The organism is Arthrobacter sp. D1-17 (assembly GCF_054130535.1).
Genome location: NZ_CP096382.1, coordinates 3,790,779 through 3,814,364, shown reverse-complemented (window position 1 = coordinate 3,814,364; position 23,586 = coordinate 3,790,779). Strand labels below are relative to the sequence as shown.

General features: G+C 64.2%; 25 protein-coding genes and 1 pseudogene. 14 read left to right on the top strand and 12 right to left on the bottom strand.

The window, feature by feature from the left end; genetic code table 11:
• Positions 1 to 158 precede the first annotated feature (158 nt).
• A complete protein-coding gene (locus tag M1E01_RS17640; protein ID WP_457972816.1) occupies positions 159 to 713 on the top strand; it encodes a cysteine hydrolase family protein in 555 nt (184 codons plus the stop codon).
• Positions 714 to 730: 17 nt separating this feature from the next.
• On the opposite strand, the gene M1E01_RS17635 is transcribed toward M1E01_RS17640, so the two are convergent.
• A complete protein-coding gene (locus M1E01_RS17635; protein ID WP_457972815.1) occupies positions 731 to 1,687 on the bottom strand; it encodes a carbohydrate kinase family protein in 957 nt (318 codons plus the stop codon).
• 296 nt (positions 1,688 to 1,983) lie between these two features.
• Between M1E01_RS17635 and M1E01_RS17630 the strand changes: the two are divergent.
• The 3 genes and pseudogenes from M1E01_RS17630 (at position 1,984) to malQ (ending at position 5,803) form a co-directional block, all read left to right on the top strand.
• Positions 1,984 to 2,980, top strand: a pseudogene (locus M1E01_RS17630) (LacI family DNA-binding transcriptional regulator).
• A gap of 115 nt (positions 2,981 to 3,095) precedes the next feature.
• Positions 3,096 to 3,434, top strand: coding sequence for a hypothetical protein (locus tag M1E01_RS17625; protein WP_457972814.1), 339 nt, complete (start codon positions 3,096 to 3,098; stop codon positions 3,432 to 3,434).
• Between the two features lie 158 nt (positions 3,435 to 3,592).
• Positions 3,593 to 5,803 carry a 4-alpha-glucanotransferase gene (malQ, locus tag M1E01_RS17620; RefSeq protein WP_457972813.1) on the top strand — a complete coding sequence of 737 codons (2,211 nt, stop codon included), beginning with the start codon at positions 3,593 to 3,595 and terminating at the stop codon, positions 5,801 to 5,803.
• 69 nt (positions 5,804 to 5,872) lie between these two features.
• On the opposite strand, the gene M1E01_RS17615 is transcribed toward malQ, so the two are convergent.
• The 3 genes from M1E01_RS17615 to M1E01_RS17605 all read right to left on the bottom strand — a co-directional run bounded on the left by M1E01_RS17615 (position 5,873) and on the right by M1E01_RS17605 (position 10,049).
• Positions 5,873 to 8,764: an alpha-amylase family glycosyl hydrolase gene (locus M1E01_RS17615; RefSeq protein WP_457972812.1), complete on the bottom strand. Its 2,892-nt coding sequence runs from the start codon at positions 8,762 to 8,764 to the stop codon at positions 5,873 to 5,875.
• Positions 8,765 to 9,010: 246 nt separating this feature from the next.
• Complete coding sequence (locus M1E01_RS17610; RefSeq protein WP_457972811.1) at positions 9,011 to 9,568, bottom strand: lactonase family protein; 558 nt, start codon at positions 9,566 to 9,568, stop codon at positions 9,011 to 9,013.
• A 52-nt stretch (positions 9,569 to 9,620) separates the two neighbouring features.
• Positions 9,621 to 10,049 carry a lactonase family protein gene (locus tag M1E01_RS17605; RefSeq protein WP_457972810.1) on the bottom strand — a complete coding sequence of 143 codons (429 nt, stop codon included), beginning with the start codon at positions 10,047 to 10,049 and terminating at the stop codon, positions 9,621 to 9,623.
• Positions 10,050 to 10,242: 193 nt separating this feature from the next.
• Here M1E01_RS17605 and M1E01_RS17600 point away from each other — a divergent pair, with 193 nt between their 5' ends.
• The gene (locus M1E01_RS17600; RefSeq protein ID WP_457972809.1) at positions 10,243 to 11,139 is read left to right on the top strand and encodes a methyltransferase; all 897 of its coding nucleotides are present in this window, start codon (positions 10,243 to 10,245) and stop codon (positions 11,137 to 11,139) included.
• A 532-nt stretch (positions 11,140 to 11,671) separates the two neighbouring features.
• On the opposite strand, the gene M1E01_RS17595 is transcribed toward M1E01_RS17600, so the two are convergent.
• The 4 genes from M1E01_RS17595 to M1E01_RS17580 form a co-directional block, all read right to left on the bottom strand.
• Positions 11,672 to 12,115 (bottom strand): hypothetical protein, encoded by a 444-nt coding sequence (locus tag M1E01_RS17595; RefSeq protein WP_457972808.1) that lies wholly within the window; start codon positions 12,113 to 12,115, stop codon positions 11,672 to 11,674.
• A gap of 117 nt (positions 12,116 to 12,232) precedes the next feature.
• Positions 12,233 to 12,496, bottom strand: coding sequence for a GlsB/YeaQ/YmgE family stress response membrane protein (locus tag M1E01_RS17590; RefSeq protein ID WP_457972807.1), 264 nt, complete (start codon positions 12,494 to 12,496; stop codon positions 12,233 to 12,235).
• 143 nt (positions 12,497 to 12,639) lie between these two features.
• Entirely contained in the window at positions 12,640 to 13,470 is an 831-nt protein-coding gene (locus M1E01_RS17585; RefSeq protein ID WP_457972806.1) for an aldo/keto reductase, read from the bottom strand.
• On the bottom strand, positions 13,433 to 13,987 hold the full coding sequence (locus tag M1E01_RS17580; RefSeq protein WP_457972805.1) for a substrate-binding domain-containing protein: 555 nt from the start codon (positions 13,985 to 13,987) through the stop codon (positions 13,433 to 13,435). The genes M1E01_RS17585 and M1E01_RS17580 overlap by 38 nt, the downstream gene beginning before the upstream one ends.
• A gap of 252 nt (positions 13,988 to 14,239) precedes the next feature.
• Here M1E01_RS17580 and M1E01_RS17575 point away from each other — a divergent pair, with 252 nt between their 5' ends.
• Positions 14,240 to 14,449: a hypothetical protein gene (locus tag M1E01_RS17575; protein ID WP_457972804.1), complete on the top strand. Its 210-nt coding sequence runs from the start codon at positions 14,240 to 14,242 to the stop codon at positions 14,447 to 14,449.
• Positions 14,450 to 14,522: 73 nt separating this feature from the next.
• On the opposite strand, the gene M1E01_RS17570 is transcribed toward M1E01_RS17575, so the two are convergent.
• Positions 14,523 to 15,353: an aldo/keto reductase gene (locus M1E01_RS17570; RefSeq protein WP_457972803.1), complete on the bottom strand. Its 831-nt coding sequence runs from the start codon at positions 15,351 to 15,353 to the stop codon at positions 14,523 to 14,525.
• A 243-nt stretch (positions 15,354 to 15,596) separates the two neighbouring features.
• On the opposite strand from M1E01_RS17570, the gene M1E01_RS17565 reads away from it, so the two are divergent.
• Positions 15,597 to 15,791, top strand: a complete 195-nt coding sequence (locus tag M1E01_RS17565; RefSeq protein ID WP_457972802.1) for a hypothetical protein — start codon at positions 15,597 to 15,599, stop codon at positions 15,789 to 15,791.
• Between the two features lie 369 nt (positions 15,792 to 16,160).
• Here M1E01_RS17565 and M1E01_RS17560 read toward each other — a convergent pair whose 3' ends face one another.
• Positions 16,161 to 16,370: a dodecin gene (locus M1E01_RS17560; protein ID WP_400477990.1), complete on the bottom strand. Its 210-nt coding sequence runs from the start codon at positions 16,368 to 16,370 to the stop codon at positions 16,161 to 16,163.
• Between the two features lie 75 nt (positions 16,371 to 16,445).
• Positions 16,446 to 17,162 carry a FadR/GntR family transcriptional regulator gene (locus tag M1E01_RS17555; protein WP_457972801.1) on the bottom strand — a complete coding sequence of 239 codons (717 nt, stop codon included), beginning with the start codon at positions 17,160 to 17,162 and terminating at the stop codon, positions 16,446 to 16,448.
• 145 nt (positions 17,163 to 17,307) lie between these two features.
• Here M1E01_RS17555 and M1E01_RS17550 point away from each other — a divergent pair, with 145 nt between their 5' ends.
• From M1E01_RS17550 to M1E01_RS17520, 7 genes are all read left to right on the top strand, one after another.
• Entirely contained in the window at positions 17,308 to 18,804 is a 1,497-nt protein-coding gene (locus M1E01_RS17550; RefSeq protein WP_457972800.1) for a four-carbon acid sugar kinase family protein, read from the top strand.
• An 87-nt stretch (positions 18,805 to 18,891) separates the two neighbouring features.
• Entirely contained in the window at positions 18,892 to 19,794 is a 903-nt protein-coding gene (locus M1E01_RS17545; RefSeq protein ID WP_457972799.1) for an NAD(P)-dependent oxidoreductase, read from the top strand.
• Complete coding sequence (locus M1E01_RS17540) at positions 19,794 to 20,669, top strand: class II fructose-bisphosphate aldolase (RefSeq protein WP_457972798.1); 876 nt, start codon at positions 19,794 to 19,796, stop codon at positions 20,667 to 20,669. The genes M1E01_RS17545 and M1E01_RS17540 overlap by 1 nt, the downstream gene beginning before the upstream one ends.
• 84 nt (positions 20,670 to 20,753) lie before the next feature.
• Positions 20,754 to 22,070 carry an acyltransferase family protein gene (locus M1E01_RS17535; RefSeq protein ID WP_457972797.1) on the top strand — a complete coding sequence of 439 codons (1,317 nt, stop codon included), beginning with the start codon at positions 20,754 to 20,756 and terminating at the stop codon, positions 22,068 to 22,070.
• Positions 22,067 to 22,420: a GNAT family N-acetyltransferase gene (locus M1E01_RS17530; protein WP_457972796.1), complete on the top strand. Its 354-nt coding sequence runs from the start codon at positions 22,067 to 22,069 to the stop codon at positions 22,418 to 22,420. Before M1E01_RS17535 ends, M1E01_RS17530 begins: the two co-directional genes overlap by 4 nt.
• 78 nt (positions 22,421 to 22,498) lie before the next feature.
• Positions 22,499 to 22,681, top strand: coding sequence for a hypothetical protein (locus M1E01_RS17525; protein WP_457972795.1), 183 nt, complete (start codon positions 22,499 to 22,501; stop codon positions 22,679 to 22,681).
• Positions 22,678 to 22,962, top strand: coding sequence for a hypothetical protein (locus tag M1E01_RS17520; RefSeq protein ID WP_457972794.1), 285 nt, complete (start codon positions 22,678 to 22,680; stop codon positions 22,960 to 22,962). The genes M1E01_RS17525 and M1E01_RS17520 overlap by 4 nt, the downstream gene beginning before the upstream one ends.
• 93 nt (positions 22,963 to 23,055) lie before the next feature.
• Here the strand turns inward: M1E01_RS17520 and M1E01_RS17515 are convergent, their stop codons facing one another.
• Positions 23,056 to 23,493 (bottom strand): hypothetical protein, encoded by a 438-nt coding sequence (locus M1E01_RS17515; RefSeq protein WP_457972793.1) that lies wholly within the window; start codon positions 23,491 to 23,493, stop codon positions 23,056 to 23,058.
• Between the last annotated feature and the right edge of the window lie 93 nt (positions 23,494 to 23,586).

Below are 23,586 nucleotides of genomic sequence, written 5' to 3'. Positions count from 1 at the left end.
CCCGGCCGCAGAGCTTGCCTTGCAGTCAGGGTGGGCCCCCCACCTTGGGAAATCCTTGCGTGCAGGGCGGTCCACGGAGCAGGCAAAAGGTTATTCCGGCACATGGCGTGGGTACTTGACCCATGAGTTTCGGACGACTGAAGAATGGAAGGACAGCAATGATCGCACTTCTGATCATCGACATGCAGAACGCCTATTTCGAGGATCCCGGGCTGGCTCCTCGGCAGGATGAGCTGGTCCGGGCCTGCAATCGGCTTATCAGTGACTTTACCGGGAAGGGGGCGAAAATTCTGCTGGTGGGCACCGAGCACGAACGGGACAAGTCCACCTGGTCACTGAACATGCTGGAGGACGATCAGGGTTTCATCTTCCGGGGGTCCGAGCAGGCAAAGTTCGTCCCCGGCCTGGAAGCAGACGGGCTGCCCCGGATGATCAAAACGCGCGACAGCGCCTTCACCGGGACCGACCTCATTGCCCGGCTGCGGAACTGGGGTGCCGAGGAACTGGTGCTCGCGGGTGTCGCGACGCATAACTGCATCGCCCACACCGCGGCCGATGCCTTCGCACACAACTTCCGCGTCATCTACGCCGAGGAAGCCATGGCATCGGGCAACGAGCAGGCGGCGGCGGACATGCTGCGCATTCTGACCGACGAATACCGCCAGCCCGTGCTGTCGACGGACGATATAGGGAAACGCCTGGACGGCATCTGAAGCGGCCGCAGCCGCTGTCACCCAACCACAGAAGCAGGGGCTGAGATTCCCTCCGGTAGATCCGCGAGCAGCTCGCCAACTGTCGGCGGGTTGGCGCCGGGCCGCCGGACCGTGATCGCGGCGGCCTTCGACGCCGTCCGTCCGAGGGTTTCCAGCACTGCGGGTGCCAGGCCGTCGGCCCCTCGGGCCAGCAACCCGTAAATCAGCGCCGCCATGTATGAGTCGCCGGCTCCGATGGTGTCGGCCACTACGGAGGTGATGGAAGGGATGTGCAGCTTGGTGGCGGGCGTTGCCAGCAGGGAGCCTTCCGCGCCCCGGGTGACGACGGCGAGTCCGGCGCCGAGTTCGAGGATCCTGGCGGCGGCGTCCTCGAGGGCCAGCCCAGGGTAGAGCCACCGGGCGTCCTCATCGCTGAGTTTGACCACGTCGGTCAGCGGGACCAGGCCCTCGAAGATGGTGAGTGCTTCGGCGTGGCTGCCCAGGAGCGCGGGGCGGACGTTGGGGTCGTAGGTGACGGTGCATTCCCGGTGGGACTGCTCCAGGAGCGTTTTGACGGCTGCGGCGCCGGGTGCCAGGAAGGTGGCGATCGAGCCGGTGTGGAGGACCTTGGGAAGGAAAGCGGGAGCCACCGGCTGGAGTTCCCAGCTGATGTCGAAGTCGTAGCGTGCGGATCCGTCGGCGGCGAGGGTGGCTGTGGCGGAGGCAGTGCGGCCTTCGGATCTGGAACCGGGAAGAAGCTCGACGCCGGCGCCGGCCAGGTGGGCTGAAATCGCCGCCCCACGGTCGTCGTCGCCGATTGACGTGAGGAGGGCCGTGGGAACACCGAGGCGGCCCAGCCCATAGGCGACGTTTGCGGGTGAGCCGCCGGGGTGCTCGATGGTGCCGGCGGGGGAGGTCACGACGTCAATGAGTGCTTCACCAATGACGATGACGTCCGGGTTTGCCGCGGGAGTGCCGGGGTGGGTCTTGAGCACGGTGGGCCTTTCATGAAGCCGTCCACGGACCTGGCGGAGGCCAGCGGGCGGAGTGTTGGGTGGGGGAACCGGCGGTATTGGCCTGTATGGAGCGTCCTTCCGGACATGCGATCGAACCAGCAGTGAATGTCGCACGATTGGCGGCATCGTATGACAACGATGTCAGAGCACATATAAGCAGCAGTGAAATGTAGAGTCAAAGCGATGAAGCCAAAAAGTCTTGAGGGATGAAGAGCCAAAGAATGGCAACGATGTCTAGTGCTGCCCGAACGGATGCGCCTAAAACTCGGCCCACCATGCGCCACGTAGCTGCCCTCGCCGGCGTGGGCATTAAGACCGTCTCCCGCGTGATGAATGATGAGCCGGGCGTCTCCGAGGCTATGCGGAAGCGGGTCCTGGGCGCGTCCCGGCAGCTTAACTACCAGCTGGACACGGCCGCAGGCAGCCTTCGCCGTGCCGGCCGGCAGACTCTCTCCATCGGGCTTCTGCTGCCGAGCGTGGCGAACCCGTTCAGCTCCGGAATCCACCGGGGCCCTCGAAGATACGCTGATGGCCCGCGGCATTGCAGTCTTCGCCGCCAGCCTCGACGACGACCCGGAGCGTGAGAAGGCCCTGGTGGCCGCGTTCCTGGGCCGGCGCGTCGATGGCCTGGTCCTGACGCCTATCGCCAAAAGCCAGTCCTACGTTGTCCCAGAGCATTCCCGGGATCTGCCCATGGTGTTTATCGACCGCGAACCGGTGGGTATCGAGGCGGACGCTGTGGTGACGGACAACGCTGTCGGAGCAGCCAAAGCCGCCGCGCACCTGATCGCCCGCGGCCACACAAAACTTGCCTACCTGGGAGACCGGGTGGACATCCAGACCGCCCGCGAACGCAGGCGCGGCTTCGTGGAAGAGCTCGGACGCGCCGGCATACCGACCTCAGCGGTCCCTGTTATTGAAGGGCTCCATGGTGAGGAATCTGCGCGCCTGGCTGCCTTGGAGTTGCTCCGCTCCGGGAACCCGCCGACGGCCATCTTCTCGAGTCAGAACCTTGTCACGTTCGGCGTGATGCGCGCCTTAAAGGAGCTGGGCGTCAGCAGAGACGTAGCGCTCGTCGGATTCGATGACTTCACCCTCGCCGACATGATGGACCCGGGCATCACCGTTATTGCGCAACATCCCGGGCGGATCGGCAAACTCGCCGCCGAGCGGCTCCTGGCCAGGATCGACGGCGACACCCAGGCCCCGCAGACGTATGTGGTTCCGTCAGAGCTGATAGCACGCGGATCAGGAGAGCTGCCGCCCCGCTGAGGAAATCAAGGTATCGAATCCTGCAACCATTCGGATCATTCGAGGACGAGGGCGCTGTAGGCAGGGGGGCACGGTGAAGCCCACACTCTCAGAACCAGTTGCTAGTGTGGGGGATATGAAATTTCGCCTTCCCGCCGTTGTCCTGGTTCCTGCACTGCTTTTGGTGGCTGGTTGCAGCCAGGCGGAGGAAGCGGTACAGAACGCTGCGAGTTCAGCCGCATCGGGCGTTGCCAACGCGGCGGCAGAGCAGGTGAAGGGCCAAATCTGCACGTTGCTGGAGGACGGCGTGGTCAGCGCCTCGGACAAGGCGGTGCTCAGCGGACTGGTAGCCGGCGCGGAAACCGCAGGTCTCCCGTCGGAGATCACCAACCCCCTGAAGGAGATCGCCGAAGCCGGCGATGCCGTGCCGGGTGAGTCCGTGAAGCAGCTGCAGGAGGCCTGCGCGCCGGCCTAACGCCATATTCGGGCTTGGCCTGACGTCCGTTTGGCGGTTGGTTTGGACTCCGTGAGGCATCCCCCTGCAATAATCGGAACCAACAGTTGCCCGGGAGCTGGCAAGCGGCCGGAGCGCTGAATGTATTGGCCGATTACAGCAGATGAGGGCGGACATCCATGAAGGCTTCCAGCCAGCAGTACGAGCCCGCTTCGGGAGCGGCGGCACCACTTTCCGAAGCTTCAGTATCTTCCGGTGCTCCCGTGAACCGCGAGCTGCTGCACTGGCTCGCAGACGCGCACGGCGTGGGAACCACCTACCAGGGCTGGGACGGGCTGCCGCACGAGGTTGCCCCGGACACCCTGATCCGGGTCCTGGCGGCGCTGGGAGTGCAGGCGGGGACCGATGAGCTGATCGAGAAAGCCCTCGCTGATGCCGAACTGGCGCCCTGGCGGCGGGTGCTGCCTCCCGCCGTCGTGATGCAGGAAGGGGAGCCGGCGCAAGTGCCGGTCCACATCCCGGCCAGCTCCACCGCCCGGGTGACTGTGATGACCGAGGACGGGCGCAAGCTCGACGCCGTGCAGCAGGAGCACTTGACGGAGCCCCGTGACGTGGATGGCATCACGGTGACCCGCTCCATATTCCAGCTTCCGGGAAGCATGGGCCTGGGCTGGCACACTGTACGGGCGGAATCGGAGGGCCAGGTTTCCGAAGCTACCCTCGTGGTGGTGCCCTCGCGGCTCACCACAGCGGCGCAGCTCGAGGAGCGCCGGGGATGGGGCCTGGCCACGCAGCTGTATTCCGTGCGGTCAGAGCGCTCCTGGGGGGTTGGCGACTTTGCAGACCTGGCCGACCTCACCGCTCTTGCCGGCGCCCGCGGCGCTGACTACGTGCTCGTGAACCCCCTGCACGCTGCCGATCCCGTGCCGCCCGTGGAGCCTTCGCCGTATTCACCCTCCACCCGGCGTTTTTTCAACCCCCTATACCTGCGGATCGAGGCAGTGCCGGAGCTGGCATACCTGAAGCCAAAGAAGCAGCTCGCCATTCACGACCTCATGAAACAGGCGCGGAAGCTCAACGAGGACGGCTCGCGAATCGACAGGGATGCCGCCTATGCCGCGAAACTGGCGGCGCTGGAGCTGCTGTACGGAGTCAAGCGCTCGCCGGCCCGCCAGCGCGCCTATGAGGACTTTTGCCGGACGGCCGGCCCGGGACTGAATGACTTCGCCCTGTGGTGCGCGATCCGTGAGGACATCGACGCCGACGATCCGTTCTGGACGGATCCTGCCGCCGCACCGGGATCCCCGCTGGTGGAAAAGCTGCGGGTGGAGCTTGACCACCGGATCGGCTTCCACCGCTGGCTGCAGTGGCTGTGCGACGAGCAGCTGGAATCCGCGCAGACTGCTGCCACCCGCGCCGGAATGCGCCTCGGCGTGGTGCACGACCTTGCCGTGGGCGTGGACCTGCAGAGCTCCGATGCGTGGACGCTGCAGGGTGTTCTCGCTCCCGGCGTGAGCGTCGGCGCCCCCCCGGACATGTACAACCAGCTGGGACAGGACTGGCACCAGCCGCCGTGGCATCCCACCCGCCTGGCAGAGGCCGGCTACCGTCCGTTCCGGGAAATGTTGGCAACGATTCTGCGGCATTCCGGCGGGATCCGGGTGGACCACATCCTGGGCTTCTTCCGGCTCTGGTGGATACCGGCCGGCAATACGCCGGGGAACGGCGCTTACGTCCGTTTCGACCATGACGCCATGATCGGAATCCTGGCACTCGAGGCCCAGCGCGCGGGCGCGGTGGTGATTGGCGAGGATCTGGGCACCTTCGAGCCGTGGGTCCGTGACTACCTTGCTGCCCGCGGCGTCCTCGGCACCTCCATCCTCTGGTTCGAGAACGACGGCGATGTCCCCCTTCCGCCGGAAAAGTACCGCGTACAGGCTCTTTCGAGCGTGAACACGCACGACCTTCCCCCGACGGCGGGCTATCTGGCGGGCGACCACGTGACGCTGCGCAGCGGGCTGGGCCTGCTGCAGCGGCCGGCCGAGGAAGAGCGCCTCGAACACAATGCCAAGCTCGACAAGATGATGCACCTGCTGCAGGAGCGGGGACTGCTTCCGGCCGGCGATACCGGCAGTGAGGAGGAGAGGATCGAGGCGCTGCACCGCCTGCTGGCGCAGACGCCGTCCGTCCTGCTGGGCGTGGCCCTCGTTGACGCCATTGGGGAGCGCAGGGTTCAGAACCAACCGGGAACAACCTCGGCGCAGTACCCCAACTGGCAGGTGCCCTTGGCGGATTCGGACGGTGACCCGGTGCTGCTGGACAGCCTTGACAGCAACGAAAGGTTCAACTCGCTCCTTGCTGCCGTGGAGGAGTCGGTCCGGGCCCACTAGATAAAGCAGTGCGCACCCGGTGGCGGGAAACTTGCCGGGTGCGCACTGTGCTTTCTTTGCCCCCTGACGTTAGTCAGGTGTAAGGGCGGTCTCAGCCCGCTGTAACAGGTGCGTGCTGTGGTCGTAGCGGAAGGTGACCTGTCCGCCGTCGTGATCCAGCGGGATGTCCGTGCCGCCGCGGGCTCCTCCCTGGCCGTAGTTCTCATCCCAGGTACCGTTGATGGCGGCCTTGAAGTGGTACTTGCCTGCGGGCAGCCCGGCTGTCAGCTTCCAGATGTTGTCTGCCGGATCCAGCGCCATGAACGCGGATTCGCAATCGGGCTGCCAGTCCTCTGGACAGCCCATCACTTTGTTGAAGTCACCTGCGACGGTAACGGATCGAGGCTGCTGCACGGCAAGGGTTCCCACCGTCACAGTCCGGACGCTGCTGGTCGTGGTGTATCCGGGTCCGCTCAGCCTCGCCCGATAGCTGACTGCGGTGCCATGAGGGGTATCTGTGAGATCGTCCACCACGGTGTACTCGGGAGAGGATGTATCCGGCGCGCCGATCACCGTCCATTCCCCCTCTGCGACGCGCCGCTCGAAGCGCACTACGTGGCTGGCCTTTTCCGGATCCGCGGCGGCTGTCACCTTCACCTTGCCGCTGGCAGAGGCGCCTTCCTTCGGCTCCTGAATAGTCAGCACCGGCGCGGGGACCCTTGCGCTGCGGACGCCGCTGGTGGCCCTGTGGCCGCCGTTATCGAGGACGACTGCGCGGTACTCGAGGGGTGTTCCCGGCTGCAGCGAGGCAACATCATGGAAGACCCGGTAGGGAGCGGAGTCGTCCGTGCCGACGGACTCCCATCGTCCGCCCGGTGCCTTCGCTTGGAAAGTGACCTGGTAGAACGAAGTACCGCCGACGTCGGCCGTTACCTGCATGCGGCCGTTGTCACCGGGCGTGCTGGCTGTGGCCGTTGCCGGGGCAGGCGCCTGCAGTGACACGGCGGGGGCTGACGTGGAGTGTGGGATCCTGCCCGAGGATTTGTAGACGACGGCGGACAGCGGCGGAACCGTAACGTTCAGCTTGCCGTCCACTGACGTCTTGGCCTCAGCAGCAGCGTCACCGTAGACAAGGCTGTAGTTGCGCTTGGTGATGAAGGTGGGGATGGCCGCAGTCTGAGGCTGTTCACTGTTGTTCAGTGCCACCACGTACTCCCGCTGGTCCTTGGCATCGGTACGGGAGAAAGCGTAAATGCCCGGGCCGTTGGAGGCGTAGCGGTGCTGGTGTGCGCCAGTGCGCAGGGCGGGGTGCTCCTTCGTCAGCTTAGCCAGCTCACTGATTTTGCGGTAGAGCGGGTGCCCGGTGTTGAAGTTGTCAATTTTGTGCGTTGCGTCAGTGCCCAGCAGATCGTCGTCGAGGTATTCGGGTACCCGGCTGGCGAACAGCGTCTGCCGCGCATCCTGGTCGCCGCCGGGGCCGGTGAAGCCCTGCTCGTCGCCGTAGTAGATCACGGGGTTTCCCCGTGAGAAGTACATGAGCTCGTGAGCGAGCTCATCGCGGGCAACCCGTTCGGCGTCGTCCGCATCCGGGTTGTCCGTGGTGATGAAGCTGCCGATGCGGCCCATGTCGTGGTTCCCGAGGAAGGTAGGCAACTGGTAGACGTTGGAGTCGGCATCGGTGTACCAGTCATCCCCGGCGAAGAACGTCTCCAGCTGACCCGCGTGCTGGCTGCGGGAGGCAAAGTTTCGCGCCGCGTCCTGGAACGGGAAGTCCAGCACCGCCTGCATCTTGTTCCGGGTGGTGAACTGGGACGTGAAGCTCTTTGTCGTATCAAAGACCTCGCCGAACATGAAGAACTCGTCCTTGCCCTGTTCGCTGGCGTAGCCGAGGACCTCAGGGCCAAACTTCTGCCAGAACTCGTCATTGACGTGCTTCATGGTGTCGATCCGGAAGCCGTCGATGCCGAAGTCTTTGATCCACATCTTGTAGACATCAGTCATGCCCTTTACGACGGCGGGATGCTCGGTGAAGAGGTCATCCAGACCGAAAAAATCGCCGTAGAGAGCGTTCTCCCCTGCAAAGGTGGTGTCCCCGCGGTTGTGATAGAGCCTGGGATCGTTGAGCCAGGAGGGCACCTTAAGGTTTTCCTCTCCGGGTTGCAGAACTGGCTTGTACGGGAACGAGGTTTTTGCATCCAGCTTCGGGAAGTTTGCCGCCCCGGCGTAGTCCCGGTCATCGAAGGCGACTCCATCGTCGGTACGGTACGGGACCTGGTCCTTAGACACATAGCTGGCACGGGCACCCTCCTCGTACCCGATCACGTCTGCCGTGTGATTGGTGATGATGTCGAAGTACACCTTCATGCCGCGCGAGTGGGCTTCGTCGATGAGCTTCTTCAGCTCGGCGTTCGTTCCCAGGTGCGGGTCGATCTGGGTGAAGTCGGTGACCCAGTAGCCGTGATACCCAGCAGATTTGTCCTCCGGCTGCATGGCCTTGTTCTTGAAGCTGGGTGTCAGCCAGATGGAGGTGGTGCCCAGGCCCTGGATGTAGTCGATCTTGTTCAGTAGCCCGTTCAGGTCACCGCCATTGAAGAATCCTTTGCGTGTCGGGTCGAAGCCGGACACGTTCGGATCAGCTCCCAGACCTCCGTCGTCATTGGCGGTGCTTCCGTTGCTGAACCTGTCGGCCATGACGAAGTAGAAGTTCTCATTGCTCACCGGCGCTCGCAGGGACTGCAGGCCCGACGGCGGCTCGCCGGCTGACCCGGCGTTCTTTGTCCCCGACGAGGCCGACTTACCCTGCACCGTCTGCATCTCAGGAGCCGACCGGCCATCCGGGGCCGCCTGGGCAGGTAGTCCGGATCCCGCCAGCACGGCGGCGGAAGCAGCCACCGCGAGCGTGCGGGACATCGTGGTGAAGGCCCGGCCCTCAGGGCCAACCGCCCGTGGTCGCGAGTATCCGTGGGCAGGGTAGGAGAACATAGCGAGACCTTCCGCGCAGCGACGTTGCAACATAATATCGAAACTAAATTTAGTTCCTTGAGTATTTTGTGGCGAAGAGCATAAGAAGGTCAACACTTTGCCCCTGCTAATGACGGGCGCGTTGCCAGCTACCGGCACCTGCCACCTCTCCACGGGAGCTGTTCGAACGCGCGCCATCAGTGAAGACACCCTTGCGCTCTTTCTTGTAATGGATGTTTACAAGCTTTGTGTTTCTCTCGGCTGGGCTTAGCCTGCCATAACAAGCGCTGTAGGGGAACCCGTAATCAGCCGGTATTGAACTTCCCCGGGCTGGCCAGTGTCTGGGTCCAGACGGGAGGTGGTTACGTCATGAGAACGCTCATGGGCGACGTGCAGCCATCCTTCACGGACCAGGTGATGGCGCGGCCAGTCGCCGCCACTGGCACAGTCCATGAGAGGACGCACGATCTCGGGGGCGCCGTCCACATCGAGCACAGAGATCCGGTTGGAACCGCGGACCCCCACATATGCGCGCTTCCCGTCAGCAGACAGGGCAATTTCAGCGGCTGAGTCGCCTTCCTTTGCCCCGCCAGCCGTGGCCGGTGATCGGCCGACGAATTCGAAGTGTCCGGATTCTGGATCAGTCCCCACCGCGAACACCTCGATTGAATATTCGGTGACGACGAGTACGGTGCCATCCGCACGCTGCACCAGGTGCCGGGGGCCGCTGTCCTTGGGCAACACTACTTCGTGATCCACTGTGAGGCCGGCTCCTGCTGTATACGTCCAGACGCGCAGCAGGTCGTGGCCCAGGTCTGTGGTCATGACCCGGCCGTCTGCGAGCATGAGGCTGGCGTGGGCGCGGCTTGGGCGTCCGCTACCGTGGGGATCCGCCGAGGGCGCCGCCGAAAAGCGCGAGCTGATCGCGCCCGTCGGCGTCCAGTTCGAAAAGCAGCACCTGGCCGTCACCCCAGCACGCGACGATGAGGAACTTTCCTTCGGGGCTGACGGCAACGTGACAGGCAGCTTCGCCCGCAGGCCATGGCTCACCGATCGCCTCCAGCCCGTACTCGCCGCGCCGGCGGTAGGCCTGTACGGACTGCGTGCTCTCACCGACGGCGTAAACGAGGGGCAGGGACGGATGGACGGCAAGGAACGACGGCGAGTCAGCCTTCACGGCGGTGCCGCGCCAGATGAGGGTTCCGTCCGGAGTGGCCGAGATGGCTCCTATTCCGGCACCGTGTCCGCCACTGTCGGATGTGTAGGAGCCAGTCCAGATAAGCGGGTGGTTTTCCATTGGTGTCATGGCCCCATCTTGCCAAGGTCTATCGCTTTTCGGGTCGGCTACGATGAAGATTCAGTGCGCTGATGTGCACTTTTCAAACCCGGGAGGTGGAGACCATTAGCGCAGCGCCAGCCGGGGTTTTCCCTGCCCGCTGCCCGGGCCGCCCGGGCTAGTGGGTGTCACGGGATGCCCGTCGTTCGGTCGAGGCGGTCCCATGCCACCTGATTCCCCGTCCCTTTCCGCCGTGATTACCCGGTTACGTACCGCAGGCTGCGTGTATGCGGAAGAGGAAGCAGTGCTCCTTATCGCCGCTGAGTTCACCGCTGAGCAGCTGGCCGATGCCGTTGAGCAGCGCAGTGCGGGTTTTCCCTTGGAGCACATTCTCGGCTGGGCCGAGTTCTGCGGTCTCCGGATTGCTGTCGAGCCAGGGGTCTTCGTTCCCCGGCGCCGCAGCGGGCTCCTGGTGAGTGAGGCCGCCCGGATCCTTGGGATATCAATGGCGGCAGTGCAGGCTTCAGCCGCGAAGGCTTCGACCGCGGAAGTTTCCGTGCCGGCCGCCTCCGGTGCGAGTGGACCAAGTGTGGGGGCAGCCGGTGCACGTACATCCGGTGCGCTAGTAGTGGACCTTTGCTGCGGATCCGGGGCGGTGGGGCTGGCACTGGCAAGGCTTGCGCCGGGAATCGAGCTGCACGCCTCCGATATTGACACCGCTGCAGTGCGGTGTGCCCGGCGCAATGTTCTTCCCGCTGGCGGCGATGTTTATGAAGGGGATCTGTACTCCGCCCTGCCTGGCCGGCTTAGGGGACATGCGGACATCCTGGCCGTCAACGCGCCCTACGTTCCCACCGGGTCCATCGGCTGCATGCCTTTTGAGGCCCGGGTCCACGAACCCCGGGTTTCCCTGGATGGTGGACCTGAAGGGCTTGACATTCAGCGAAGAGTGGCCGGCGATGCCCGCTCCTGGCTTCGCCGAGGTGGTCATCTGCACATAGAGACGAGCCGGCATCAGGCCAGGCGGACCGCGGCGGCCGTCGTAAGCGGTGGGCTCATACCCCGGATCGTGCAGTCGGAGGACCTCGACGCCACTGTGGTTGTGGGGCTTCGGCCATAGGCAGCTTGGCCCGTGAAGTCTGTTTGGCAGTGGATTTGCCAGTGTTCCTTGTGGATGCAGAGCCGGACGCCGTTGTCGGTGTTGGCGGGTCCGCCGTCGGCCGGATCCACGTCCGTTGCCTCAGGCGCTCCAGTTGCCGCGGTTCCGGATGCTGCCGCGACTTCGGTGCCGGGTTCGCTGCCGGGGCCCTTACCGAAACCCTTTACCGAACCCTCCAGCGCCAAAGCAGCAGGAGCGGAATCAACAGCGGCCTCCACGGCCTCAAGGCAACGCCGCAAATTAACGAAAGCACCGCCGTCGGACGAAGGAGTGTCCTCAACGGCGGTGCTGGAATCTGCTTCAGGACAAGAATTTCCTGAAGCAGTAACGCTGCTCAAGGCACGGATGAGCGGGGCGGCATTGCGCCCTGCCCCGCTGCACTTGTACCGCGTCCCCCAGTTCGTTTTCATGGGACAACTTTGTCAGAGGGGTCTGACAATAGAGCGGTGCCAAAAAATTGGCTCAGGTTGCTGGCCGGGTGAGGACAGGACTGTTAGAGCCTCTTGCCTTCGGTGTGCGCTCCGGAACCAGCACCAGCGGCACCCTCGTCACCGGACGGAACATCCGAAGTCCCAAGATTCACTGTCTCCGGGTGGGTGCTGTGAGCGGGGATATGCTCGCTCTCGGAGGCATCGCCGTCGGCTTCCACACTGCTGGAAGCGCTTTCTGGCGTGCTGCCGGACTTGGACGAGTCGCGGTGCATCGCCGAACTCAGGACGGTTCCTGCCCGACGCGCCGCCTCAGAAAGCTGGTCGCCCACCTCGGGCGCCTTTTCCTTAACGACTTCGGTGGCCGCCGTAACTTTGTCCTGGACGGGCTTGCTGTCCCAGATGCTCGTGGCACGGGCTTTGATCTTGTCGTACGCTGCCCGGCCGGACCTCGATCCGAGGACGTAGCCTGCGGCAATTCCGGCGCCGAAGAGAAGTTTGGATTTCATGATGAACTCCTGCTCTTGAGAGGGATATGTACGATGTGGAAACTGAGCCGGCATAGGCGTCAGCTATGAAAACAGCCCCGGGAGTTGTCCCGGGGCCGCCTTCAGGTCGAGCTCCGACTAGCGGACACTGCGACGGGTGACCATGCCGTAGATCAGCAGGACGATGATCGCCCCGCCGATGGCCAGCAGCCAAGTGGACAGTGAGAAGAATTCGTTGATTCCCACGCCGAAGAGTGCGCTGCCGATCCAGCCGCCGAGAAGAGCTCCGACTACACCGAGCACAAGCGTGATCAAAATGCCACCGCCCTGCCGTCCGGGGAGGATCGCCTTAGCGATGGCTCCAGCAATCAGGCCCAGAATCAGAAATGCGAGAAAACCCATTTTTATCGTCCTCTTCCTTATAAAGGAGGCACCCGGTGTGCCGGGTACGCTTCGCCCTTCTTCCTAATACTAAACATGCTTACTATTTTTCTGCCAGTCGGTCTTCGAAGAAAACTGACATTCAGAGCGCCTTGCAGGGCGTATCAGTGCCCTTGAACATCCGAGTTAACTCCTGCCTCGGGCCCTTCATCCAGCGTCTCCATGGCAATCAAATCCTCCGCGTCCAAGGCGAATCCAAAGACGTCAATATTTTCCCGGAGTCTTTGAGGATCTGCGGACTTGGGGACGGTCACCAGACCCTGTTGAACGTGCCAGCGCAGCACCACCTGACCTTCCGTTTTCCCATGTTTCTTCGCAATCCGGCCCACCACCGGCGCTGACAGCAGGCCCGAGCCTGCCCCCAGTGGGCTGTACGATTCGGTGACAATGCCGTGGTGCTCGTTGTAGGCGCAATCGGCCGTGCGGGTGATTGAGGGGTTGAGCTGAATTTGATTGACGGCGGGAACCACCTCCGTTGCCCGCATGAGCTGCTCAAGATGTGAGGGCTTGAAGTTCGAAACGCCGATTGAGCGGGCCTTGCCATCGGCCTGCAACTGCTCAAATGTCTTCCACGTGGAGATGAATTCACCTCTGCGGGGCAGCGGCCAATGGATGAGCAGCAGGTCCACATACTCCATCTGCAGCCGTCTCAGCGAACCTTCGAGGCCGGCAATAGCCCTATCCCCGCCCTGGAATTCGCCGTCCAGTTTAGTGGTGACGAAGAACTCTTCACGTGCGAGTGCACTCCTGCGAAGCCCTTCCCCAACTCCCGCTTCGTTTCCGTATTTCACCGCGGTATCAATGTGACGGTAACCGGCCTCTATTGCTTGTACGACGGCATCCGTCACCTGGCGGTCGTCCAGCGGCCAGGTGCCGAGACCGATTTGTGGAATCCGGTTACCATCGTTCAGCTCGATCAGCGGTGTGAGTGCCATTCCAAAAGTCTTTCCCATCAACTCCCATTTGCACAGAGCCCTGGAGTTGATTAAGGGCGTTGCCGTTTGGAGTCCCGCTTGATGCGCGGGGAATGGGCGTGGGGATGGGCTTCCCGACGCGGGGTTCATTGTGGGGGTCAATGATCAGGTCGATGGGTGATCTGGAGGACTCGCCCAAGTGGACGTGGCTCGGGGTGAGACGGGTGGGGAGCCTGGAGGAGAGCGCTGTGTTGTTGTAGCCGACGAGTGCCAAGTCGGCGCCTGTCCTGAGGTTGTGGCGGTGGGCTGCTGCCATGATTCCCATGGCGATGTTGCCGTTGGCGGCAAAAACGGCGGTTGGCGTTTTTTTCGTGTAGCCGGCCAGGAGTGCGCTTCCGGCTGTGAAGCTGTCTTCAATGCCGTAGCCCGCTGCAAGGAGCCAAGGTTCCGGGGTTTCAATTCCTGCCTCATCTATGGCTGCACGGGCACCGGCGAGGCGGGCAATCCCGCTGGACGTGAAGGACGGTCCGGTGACCACTGCGATGTCCCGGTGGCCCAGATCGATGAGGTGCGCGGTGGCCAGTATCAGCCCGTCGACGTTTCGGTCCAGCAGGGTCCCGGCTGCGCGTTCGCCTGTCTGGGAGGGGACTTTCGCTCACCGGGATTCACGGGTCCAGTTAGCCGGCGGCCGCTGTGACTATGGACTCGCCGGCACAGCGCTGGTATCCCTTGGGTGTGTGGCAGGCCCTCTTCCGAACAAGCAATTCCCACCGAGCAAAGGATGCGCACCATGAGTCAAGCTTCCGACGATTCCAGGCAGGACTCCCCGGAGGATCCCCAGCAGAGCACTCCGCAGGGGTTCCCCTTTGACCCGGAACAGGATCCGCCGTCGGAGGAGCCCCCAATTCCCCCGCAGGACTCACCGGGGCCGCCCACCCAGCCCAACGGTGATCCTGATGAGCCTGCCTTGGAGGACCCGCAGCGCCCGCCGACACGCTGAAGCAACGTCGGCTCCGGGTATGGCCGAAAGCGTGCGGTATTGGCGGAAAGCCCCCCTTGTTCGGCGACGGGCCCTAAAGCTGGCTGTGTGCCGCGGTGGCGGGGTCGCCTCCCACGCGGGAACCGTCCTCCAGCGCATTGATCGACGAGACGGCGGCCTCGTCAAGGGCGATGGACGCGGCCGCGAGGTTCTCCTGCATCCGTTCCCGTGTGGACGATTTGGGAATCGCGATGGTGCCTGTGGCGAGGTGCCACGCCAGGATGATCTGGGCAGGGGTAGCGTTCCGCTCCTCAGCCAAGGTCGTGACCGCGCTGGCGTGGAGGTCCGTTCCCTGGCCCAACGGGCTGTAGGCCTCGACGGCGATTCCGAGTGCGCGGTTCTTTTCGGTCAATGCCGCCTGCTGAAACGTCGGGTGGACCTCGAGCTGGTTCACAGCCGGCACAACATCGGTGTCTCCGATCAGGGAGTCCACATGGCTTTCCAGGAAGTTGGATACACCGATGGCCCGAGATTCCTTTCTGCCATAGATATTTTCCAAGGCCTTCCATGCCTCGATATACAGTCCCTGGGAAGGCACCGGCCAGTGGATCAGGTAGAGGTCGACATAATCGAGACCCAGCGCCTTCAGGCTGTTCTGGAAAGCCTCGTGGGCGTTCCCTTGCTCACCGTTGCGGAGCTTCGTGGTGATGAACAGTTCCTCGCGGGGAATGCCGGAGGCGGCGATCGCGGCACCTACGCCGGCCTCGTTGCGATAGGCCGCCGCCGTGTCGATGTGCCGGTAGCCGACTTCAAGCGCCTGTTCGACGATCCTCTGGGTTTCCTCCGGCGGCACCTGGAAGACACCGAAACCCAGTTGCGGAATGGTGACGCCGTTATTCAGCGTGAGGTGTGGAACCTGGGACACGTTGGTACTCCTTGAGGTAGCGGATTCTGGATACAGCCTATGCACCCTTCCGCCCGCTGTGCTGCTTTGCCGCGGATTGCCCCTGCCGACCCGGCTGGTGCTCCGGTCAAGCGGTGCGGCGCTACTGTGCTGCTGCCCAGCCCCAAGCCGCGATTCTGGCCATACGCCCATTGGGCCTGAACGCACGCTTTCCTAGGCTTGGAAGAGAACAGCAAGCACAATCACCAAGGATGGCATTCAACGATGAAACGCATCGCACTGCTCAAGGCACGTCAGGCCGCGTCGGCGCCAACCGGAACGCACTGCCCGGCCTCCGGTTCATGGATTCCGGAAGGCGCGCCGCAGGAAACCCACACTTTCTTCGAAGGGCAGGTCCTGCCCGCCTACCTGGGTGAACCGATCATGTGGCGGCGTTTGCCCCCGGCTAAGGACTCATGAGCCGGCAGCAGGGGCCTGCACGGCCTGTCCAAACAGCAGACGCAGAACCGCGCCCCGCCCGGGCTGTCACCCGCCTTGCCCCGTCTCAATGGGCGGAGCTGGCTCCGGGGGAGGCGGTGTGGGTGGAGAGGGCAGGTTACGGCTTCGACGCCGGCTACGTGGACGATGTCTCCCAGCACCAGGAGATTATTGGGTTGAGTTCGCGGGCCGGGGCCGCCGTCTGCTCTGCAGCGGCGACCCCGTTCACGTGTGGACCAGCAACCCGACGGAAGACTGATCCTATGCTTGCTGTCCACGCCCTGACGCCGGCTCAAGCCGCGAATCCAGGCTGATGAGGGCAGGCGGATCAAAACAGTTGCTGGATAGCCGTCAGCGCTCTAGTCGGAAGCCGAGCTTGATGGTTACCTGCCAGTCCGCAATCTGGCCGTCCTCAAGGTGGCCACGGATTTCCTTGACTTCGAACCAGTCCAGGTTGCGGAGCGTTTTCGCCGCCTCAGCTACGCCGTTGCGGACTGCAGCGTCCACGCCTTCCGTTGAGGTGCCGACAATTTCGGAAATGCTGTACGTGTGGTTAGGCAACTTCGCTCCTCGTGATCGTCGTCGATACCCGGCTGCGGGCCGTTCCTGCAGAGTATCGGAAGGACAGGGCTGGGACTAGGTGTTCGCCTGCCCGGCTTCGAGCACGTAGCTTCTCAGGTCGTCCAGGGTTTGCTGCATGTGGGAGTCCATCGCTTCCCGCGCACGGTGGGGATCCCGGGCAGCCAGGGCATCGGCGATGTTCTGGTGGTGGCCGATCGCATGCTCCTGGATCTGGGGAACCTGGGACGTTTCCGTGCGGCGCTTCTCCAGCACCCGGTGGAGCGGCTCGAAAAGGACCGCGACAAACACGTTCTCCGATGCCTGCAGGATCAGGTCGTGGAAAGCGAGGTCGGCCGTCACGAAACGGGCTAGGTCGTTGGCCTCATGAGCTTCGCGCATGTCCTGCACACGGGCCTGCACGTCCTCAAGTTCGCCGTCGGTAATACGCTGTGCCGCAAGTTCGCAGGCGCCGGTTTCCAGCATCCTGCGCAGCTCGATCAGCTGTACGGCGGCAGCCGGGCCGTTCTGGCCCTCGGAGGCGGCCCGGAGTACAGCCTCCAATGACGACCACCGGTTGAGGGGGTTCACGAACGTGCCCCGGCCCCGCTCCACGCTGAGGATCCGCTGAGCCTCAAGGGTCTTCATGGCCTCCCGGACAGTCATTCGGCTGACCTCGTGCCGGGCGCTAAGTTCAAGTTCACCGGGAACGCTGGCGCCCGGCGGGAACTCGCCGGCAATGATGCGATCCAGCAGTTCGTCAGCGACGACGCCCACCAGTGATTTCCGTGCCATCTTCTCCGCCCAGCGTTCTTTCTGATATGTCTGACAAGTCTACTTGCGCACGGCTGTGCCTTATGCCACACTAGCAACAAAGGACAGATGTCTGACATCTGATCGATGAAATTTCCGCAATACGTTCGACACAACGGAGTGCACTGTGCCCCTTGAAGCAGACATCCTGGCCGCCTTTCCCGCGGAGCTTATGATCCCAGCGCAACAGGTGGCCGATGCGGTCACCGCTTCAGCTGCTACCTCCCCCCGCGTCCTGGTTGTCCTCGACGACGACCCCACCGGTACGCAGTCGGTTTCTGATCTGCCCGTGCTCACCCAGTGGGAAATCGAGGACTTTACCTGGGCTTTGCATCAGGGCAAGGCAGCGGTGTACGTCCTCACCAACACGCGCAGCCTGGACCCGTCAGAAGCGGCAGCCAGGAACGAGGAAATCGTGCGGAACGCCCTCGCCGCCGCCCGGAAGGGCGATGAAAATCTCCGCCTCGGCTTCGTCAGCCGCAGCGACTCGACGCTGCGGGGCCACTTCCCGCTCGAACCCGACGTCATTGCCGCCACCGTCGCCGCCGAGAGCGGCGAAACGACCGACGGCGTCGTAATGGTCCCAGCCTTCCCGGACGCCGGGCGGGTCACTATCGGGGGCGTCCACTACATGCGTGGCACCGGCGATCATGCGGGCCGGCTCATTCCCGTTGCGGAGACCGAGTTCGCCAAGGATGCAACGTTCGGGTTCAGCAGTTCGACAATGGCCAAGTACGTCGAGGAGAAATCGCAGGGCCGCTACACCGCGGACTCGGTGATCGTGCTGGACCTCCACATCATCCGTGCCGGCGCCGCCACCGGTGACGCCCAGGTTTCCGCCAAGGCCATCGCTGATGCGATCGCGCCCGCCACTGCTTCCACCCCGATCGTCGTGGATATCGTGACTGAGAATGACATGCGCGCCCTGGCCCTTGGCCTCGAAGAGGCAGAACGCCGCGGCAAGAAGCTCCTCTACCGCGTGGGTCCGCCCTTCATGCGCGCCCGCATCGGCCAGGACATCCGCCGCGAGCTCACCCGCGAGGAAGCATATGCCGGCAATACTCCGTCCGAGGCCGGAGGCCTGATCGTCGTCGGCTCGCATGTAGGCGTCACCACGCGCCAGCTGAAGGTGCTGACGGATCGGCACAGTTCTGCCCGCATCGTGGAGATTGACGTTGAAAGGCTGCTCGGGGACGATGCGGACGCCCACCTCGACCAGACGGTGGATGCCGTCGTCGAAGCACTCCACAGCGGTGACGTCATCGTGCACACAAGCCGCCTGCTCATCAAGACCAATGACCCGGCCGAAAGCCTCCGGATCGCCCGCACGGTGTCCGCCGCCGTCGTGGCAGTAGTGAACCGCACGCTCAAGACCTTCCCGCCGCGGTTCGTTATCGCCAAGGGCGGCATCACGTCTTCGGATGTGGCCGCCCACGGCCTGGAGATCCGGCACGCGATCGTTCGCGGGCCCATGCTTCCGGGCATTGTCAGTCTCTGGGAACCGGTGGATGGTCCTGCAAAGGGCATTCCGTACATCGTTTTCGCCGGCAACGTGGGCGACGACCAGTCCCTGGCCCAGGTCACCCGCAAGCTCAGCAACAGCTTCTCCCCAAGTACCGCCTGACCTCACAAGCCCGGCCAGGGACCCGGTTTCGCCTGGGTCCGGGCCAACCAGCGGAACACGTACAACGCCACTTCAATGGAGAACACCATGCCCTCGAATTACACCGTCACCGTCCTTGGCCTCGGCGCCATGGGCCTGCCGATGGCCACGCGCCTGGCCACCCAGCTCACCGTCCACGGCTTCGACATCGCCGAACCCCGCCTGCGCCTCGCTGAAGACGCCGGAATCCGCACCTTCGGCTCGGCCCAAGAGGCTACGGAAGGCACGGACGCCCTGCTGCTGGCGGTCCGGAATACCGAACAGCTCAACGACGTCCTCTTCGGTGAAAACGGCGTTGCCCCCGTCCTTAAGCAGGGCGCCGTGGTCATCCTCACGAGCACGGTGGGCACGGAAGCCATTCCCGCTACCGTTGCGCGGCTGGCCGAAGCGGGAGTCTCCCTCATTGACGCGCCGCTCTCCGGCGGCCCGAAGCGCGCCGGCGAAGGCGACCTGCTGATCGTGGTCGGCGCAGAGCCGACCGCCCTCGAATCCGCCCGCCCCGTCCTGGAACTGCTCGCTTCCACCCTGACCGTTGTAGGGGACAAGCCGGGGGACGGCCAGGCGCTGAAAACCGTAAACCAGCTGCTGTGTGGCATCCACATCGCGGCCGCCGCCGAGGCCATGGCACTCGCCGATGCCCTCGGCCTGGACCAGGCGAAGACCCTCGCCGCCCTCGAAGCAGGCGCCGCGGGATCCTTCATGCTTTCCAACCGTGGCCCGCGCATCCTGGAGGCCTACACCGAGGACGGTGCCGAGGTGCTCAGCCGCCTTGACATCTTCGTCAAGGACATGGGGATCGTGGGCAAGGCCACCCGCTCCGCCGGCCTCGCAACCCCTGTTGCCGCCGCGGCAGAGCAGCTCTACCTGCTCGGCCAGGCCCACGGCCTCGCCGCCGCCGACGATTCCGCCGTTATCAAGGTCGTGGCCCCCACCAAGCGGACGGCGGGCTAGTGCGCGCGCGGCTGGACGATATTGTCGGTTCCGCCCTCCAGCAGGGCTCGGCCGTGCCGGCCTTCACCTGCTACGACTTCACCACGGCCATGGCCGTTGTCAGCGCGGCGGAGGAAGAAGGCCGCGGCGTCATCCTGCTCGTCGCCCCAAAGACCGCCGCCACGACGAACGGGCTAAGGCTGATCACGGCACTCAGGGGCCTGGCTGATGCCGCTGCCGTACCTGTGTCGGTGCAGCTGGACCACGCCTCCGACCTTGCTGTCATCCTGGCTGCCGTTGCAGCCGGTGCCGACTCCGTCCTGGCAGACGGGTCCTCGCTGGCCTACGAGGACAACGTCGCCCTGGTTCGCCAGGTTCGTGCGGAGCTGACCGCCCGGGGGAGGGCCGACGTTGTGCTTGAAGCGGAACTTGGCGGCCTTGCCGGAGACGAAGACCGTGCCTTCGGGGCAGGAGCTAAAGATGAGGCCGTCGGAAACGATTCCGCCGGCCTTACCGATTCTGCCCAGGTGGAAGACTTCGTGGCGCGGACCGGGGCGCAGCTGCTCGCGGTCGCGGTGGGCAACGTGCACGGCCGGTACACGGGCAAGCCTGAACTCCGGTGGGACGTATTGCAGGATATTGCCGTTCGCACACACATCCCGCTGGTGCTCCACGGGGCGTCCGGCATTCCGGGGGAGGAGTTGGTCAAGGCTCCAGCCATGAATGTTGGCAAGGTCAACTTCAACACTGAGCTGCGCACCGGAGTCCTGTCCATGCTGGAGGCGGAGACTGCCGTGCACCGTGCCGACGGCGAGAACCTCCAGGGCCTGCTGGCCTCCTGGAATGAATCCGCCAAAGATTTTGCTGCCTCGGCGCTGGTGATGCTTACCCGCTGACGCTCACAGCTGGAGCCATCCACATGCTGGCCCCCATGGCGCAAAATGGACGTAGCAGCGACTTTAGCGTTCGTAGGGGGCGCCATGGAGTGTTCACCGCAGCGGCCCGGGGCGGGGGATGGCGCGCCAGGACCGGAACGCGACCTGACCATAGACTTGGCACGTTTCGTCTGCCTTGCACTGGTGGTGGTGGGGCATTCGATGATGGCCAGCCCCGTGCTCCACCCCGATGGCAAGGTGACCACGGAAAACACCCTGGCCGAACAGGACTGGTTCGAACTGGTCATCTGGATTTTCATGGTGATGCCGCTGTTCTTCGTGGTGGGCGGCATTACCGGCCTGCAGTCATGGCGCCGTATGCAGGCCCGCGGAGGAAACGGCTATGAGTTCGCCCGGGTGCGGCTGCTTCGACTCATCCAGCCGGCGTCGGCGCTGCTCGCGGTGATGTTCGTCGGGCTGTGGTGCGCCTTGCTCCTAGGGGTCGACCCGCAGGTGGTGGGGCTCATGGCCACAGGCGCCGGCATGCCGCTCTGGTTCCTCGCCGCTTACCTGGCCGCGCAATTGAACATCCCGCTGCTGGCCCGGCTTCATCGGCGCGCGCCGTGGACTACGCTCGGTACACTTGCAGCGCTGGTGGTAGCCGTCGACTGTCTGCGCGGCGCCATGCCGCTGCTGGCCTACGTCAACATGCTCTTCCTGTGGTGCGCAGTGCAGCAGCTCGGCTTCTTCATGGCCGACGGGTTTCCCGCGCGGCGGAGCATCTCGTGGTTCGTGGGGCTGATCGCGGCCAGCAACCTGCTCCTGCTCGTCCTCACCGGCCTGCGCCTCTACCGCGACAATATGCTGGTCAACCTCAACCCGCCCAATTTCTGCCTGTTGCTCCTCGGCGTTTCACAGGCCGCAGCGCTCCAGCTCTTCCGCCCGACGCTCGACCGGGTTGCCTCGATCACCCGGGTCCGGAGTGTGGTGGCGCTTGTGGGACGCCACGCCATGACGATCTACCTCTGGCACCTGCCCCTGCTCGCTGCGATGACTGGCCTGCTGCTGCTCACGGACTTCCCCAAGCCGGCTTCCGCCACCACCGCCTGGTGGTGGTCCCGGCCGCTGGTGATCCTCGCTGTCGCCGCACTGCTCCTGCCCGTCATCGCCCTGTTCGGGCGGCTGGAGGAACGGCCGACGGCGGCAGTCCACTCACGCGGCCGGCACCCCGCCGCCGTGGTGGCGGCTGCCGTCGTCGTGTTCATCCCTGTGGCGGACGCTGCGGTCAATGGCCTCACGCTGCCCCTGCTGGGCGGCGGTGCCGCCTGCTTCGCCTTGGCGGTCCTGCTGCTGGGCCGCGTCCCGGCCAGGACAAAGGAAGCATTGCCAGTAAACCCATTAAGTGCCAATGTCGAACCATGACGGAGAACACGGTATCCACCGAGGACCAATTCACCCCGGATGTCACCACCTTCCGGAACGATAAGCTCCACCGCTATGAGCTGCACGTTGGGGGAAAGCTTGCGGTGCATATCCGGTTCATGGACAAGCCCGGCCATGTTGACTTCATCCATACCGAAACGGCGGCAGAATTCCAAGGCCAAGGCCTCGCCAACGTGCTGGTGCACTTCGCACTGGACGATGTGGTTGCCGCAGGAAAGCGGATCATTCCGCACTGCCCGTTCACGGCGCGATACCTCCGAAAGCATGATGTGTACAACCAGTGCATCGATTGGCCCGAGGAGGCAGCGCCTAAGCTCCTGGGAACCTGACTTGTGAGCCCTCCGACATTTCCGTACGATCGTCTCGGGCTATGCAGTTGGCTTGCGGACTTTCTCTTGGAGAATGCTGTGAATCATAAACTGCGTGTCCTCGTTCAGCTCGATCTGGATCCCGGCTGCGTCACCGTTGAAGCCGGTGGCTGCCTCGCCGCCCAGGCGAACTTCCCCTTACTGCTCCCCCTGATGCTCCGCGCCCAGCATGCGTCCACGGGCCATCCTGCCGGACTCGCCGACGTGAGGAGCACCGCGTGAACGAGGAAGATCTTGCCCGGTACCTGACGGAAACCGTCGACCCGGCCGTGGCCGTCGCTGCTCTGCCCGAGCGGTCCCTGGCTGAACTGGCCGATGCCCTGTACCGCCACCTTGATACACCCAACCCCGCGTTCGGCGCCCATTCCTGGTACGCGCAGGTCGCAGAGGAGTTGCAGTTGCGGCGGACAACAGGGGAGGGCCAACTGGCCGGGGATTCAGCGGCGCAGCCCGAAGACCATGGGCCTGCCGGGCCCGCGGGCCAGGAAGTGCCGGCACGCTAGCCGTTCCCCTGGGGGCGGCATCATGCCTGCCCCCGCAGGGCTGGCGCATTCCCTGCCCGCCAGGGGGCGAGGGGACCGTCAGGCCGAAGGAGATTATGACGGCGGAACCTTCCTTTCGTGGTTGCGGCGCCACTGGCCCGCATGCCAGAAGAGCAGCCCCATGATGCCCAGCAGCCCTGCAAACAAGAGGAAGGGCGCGAACGTCATCCACATGTAACCGGTGGGTGTTGAGTCGGCTGTGCCCGGCGTATTGAGCATCTCCTGGGCAACGGTGAACGCCCCGAAGGCGGACAGAATCAGGCCTGCTGCGACCGCCCAGAGTGCCACGATAAACGGGTTGATCGGTATTCGGGCCGCCTGGCCCGAGCTCTCCAGACCTGCAGGGGTCAAACTCCCGGCTGCGGATCCAGCCGGGTTTCCGGGGCCGTTGGTACCAAGGCCAGGCCCGACGTCGGCCCGGCCGTAGCGGGTCGGGTTGCCCCGCGCATCGATTTCGCGGAAGCTCAGCGGGTCAGCGCCTGCGTCGGACATACTCCCCTGCTTTCCGCCGTGGCCGGGCTTGCTCTCCGGCACACTGGCTTGCTGAACGCTGCATGAAAACGGCTGGTCGGGACTCTGCTCGAA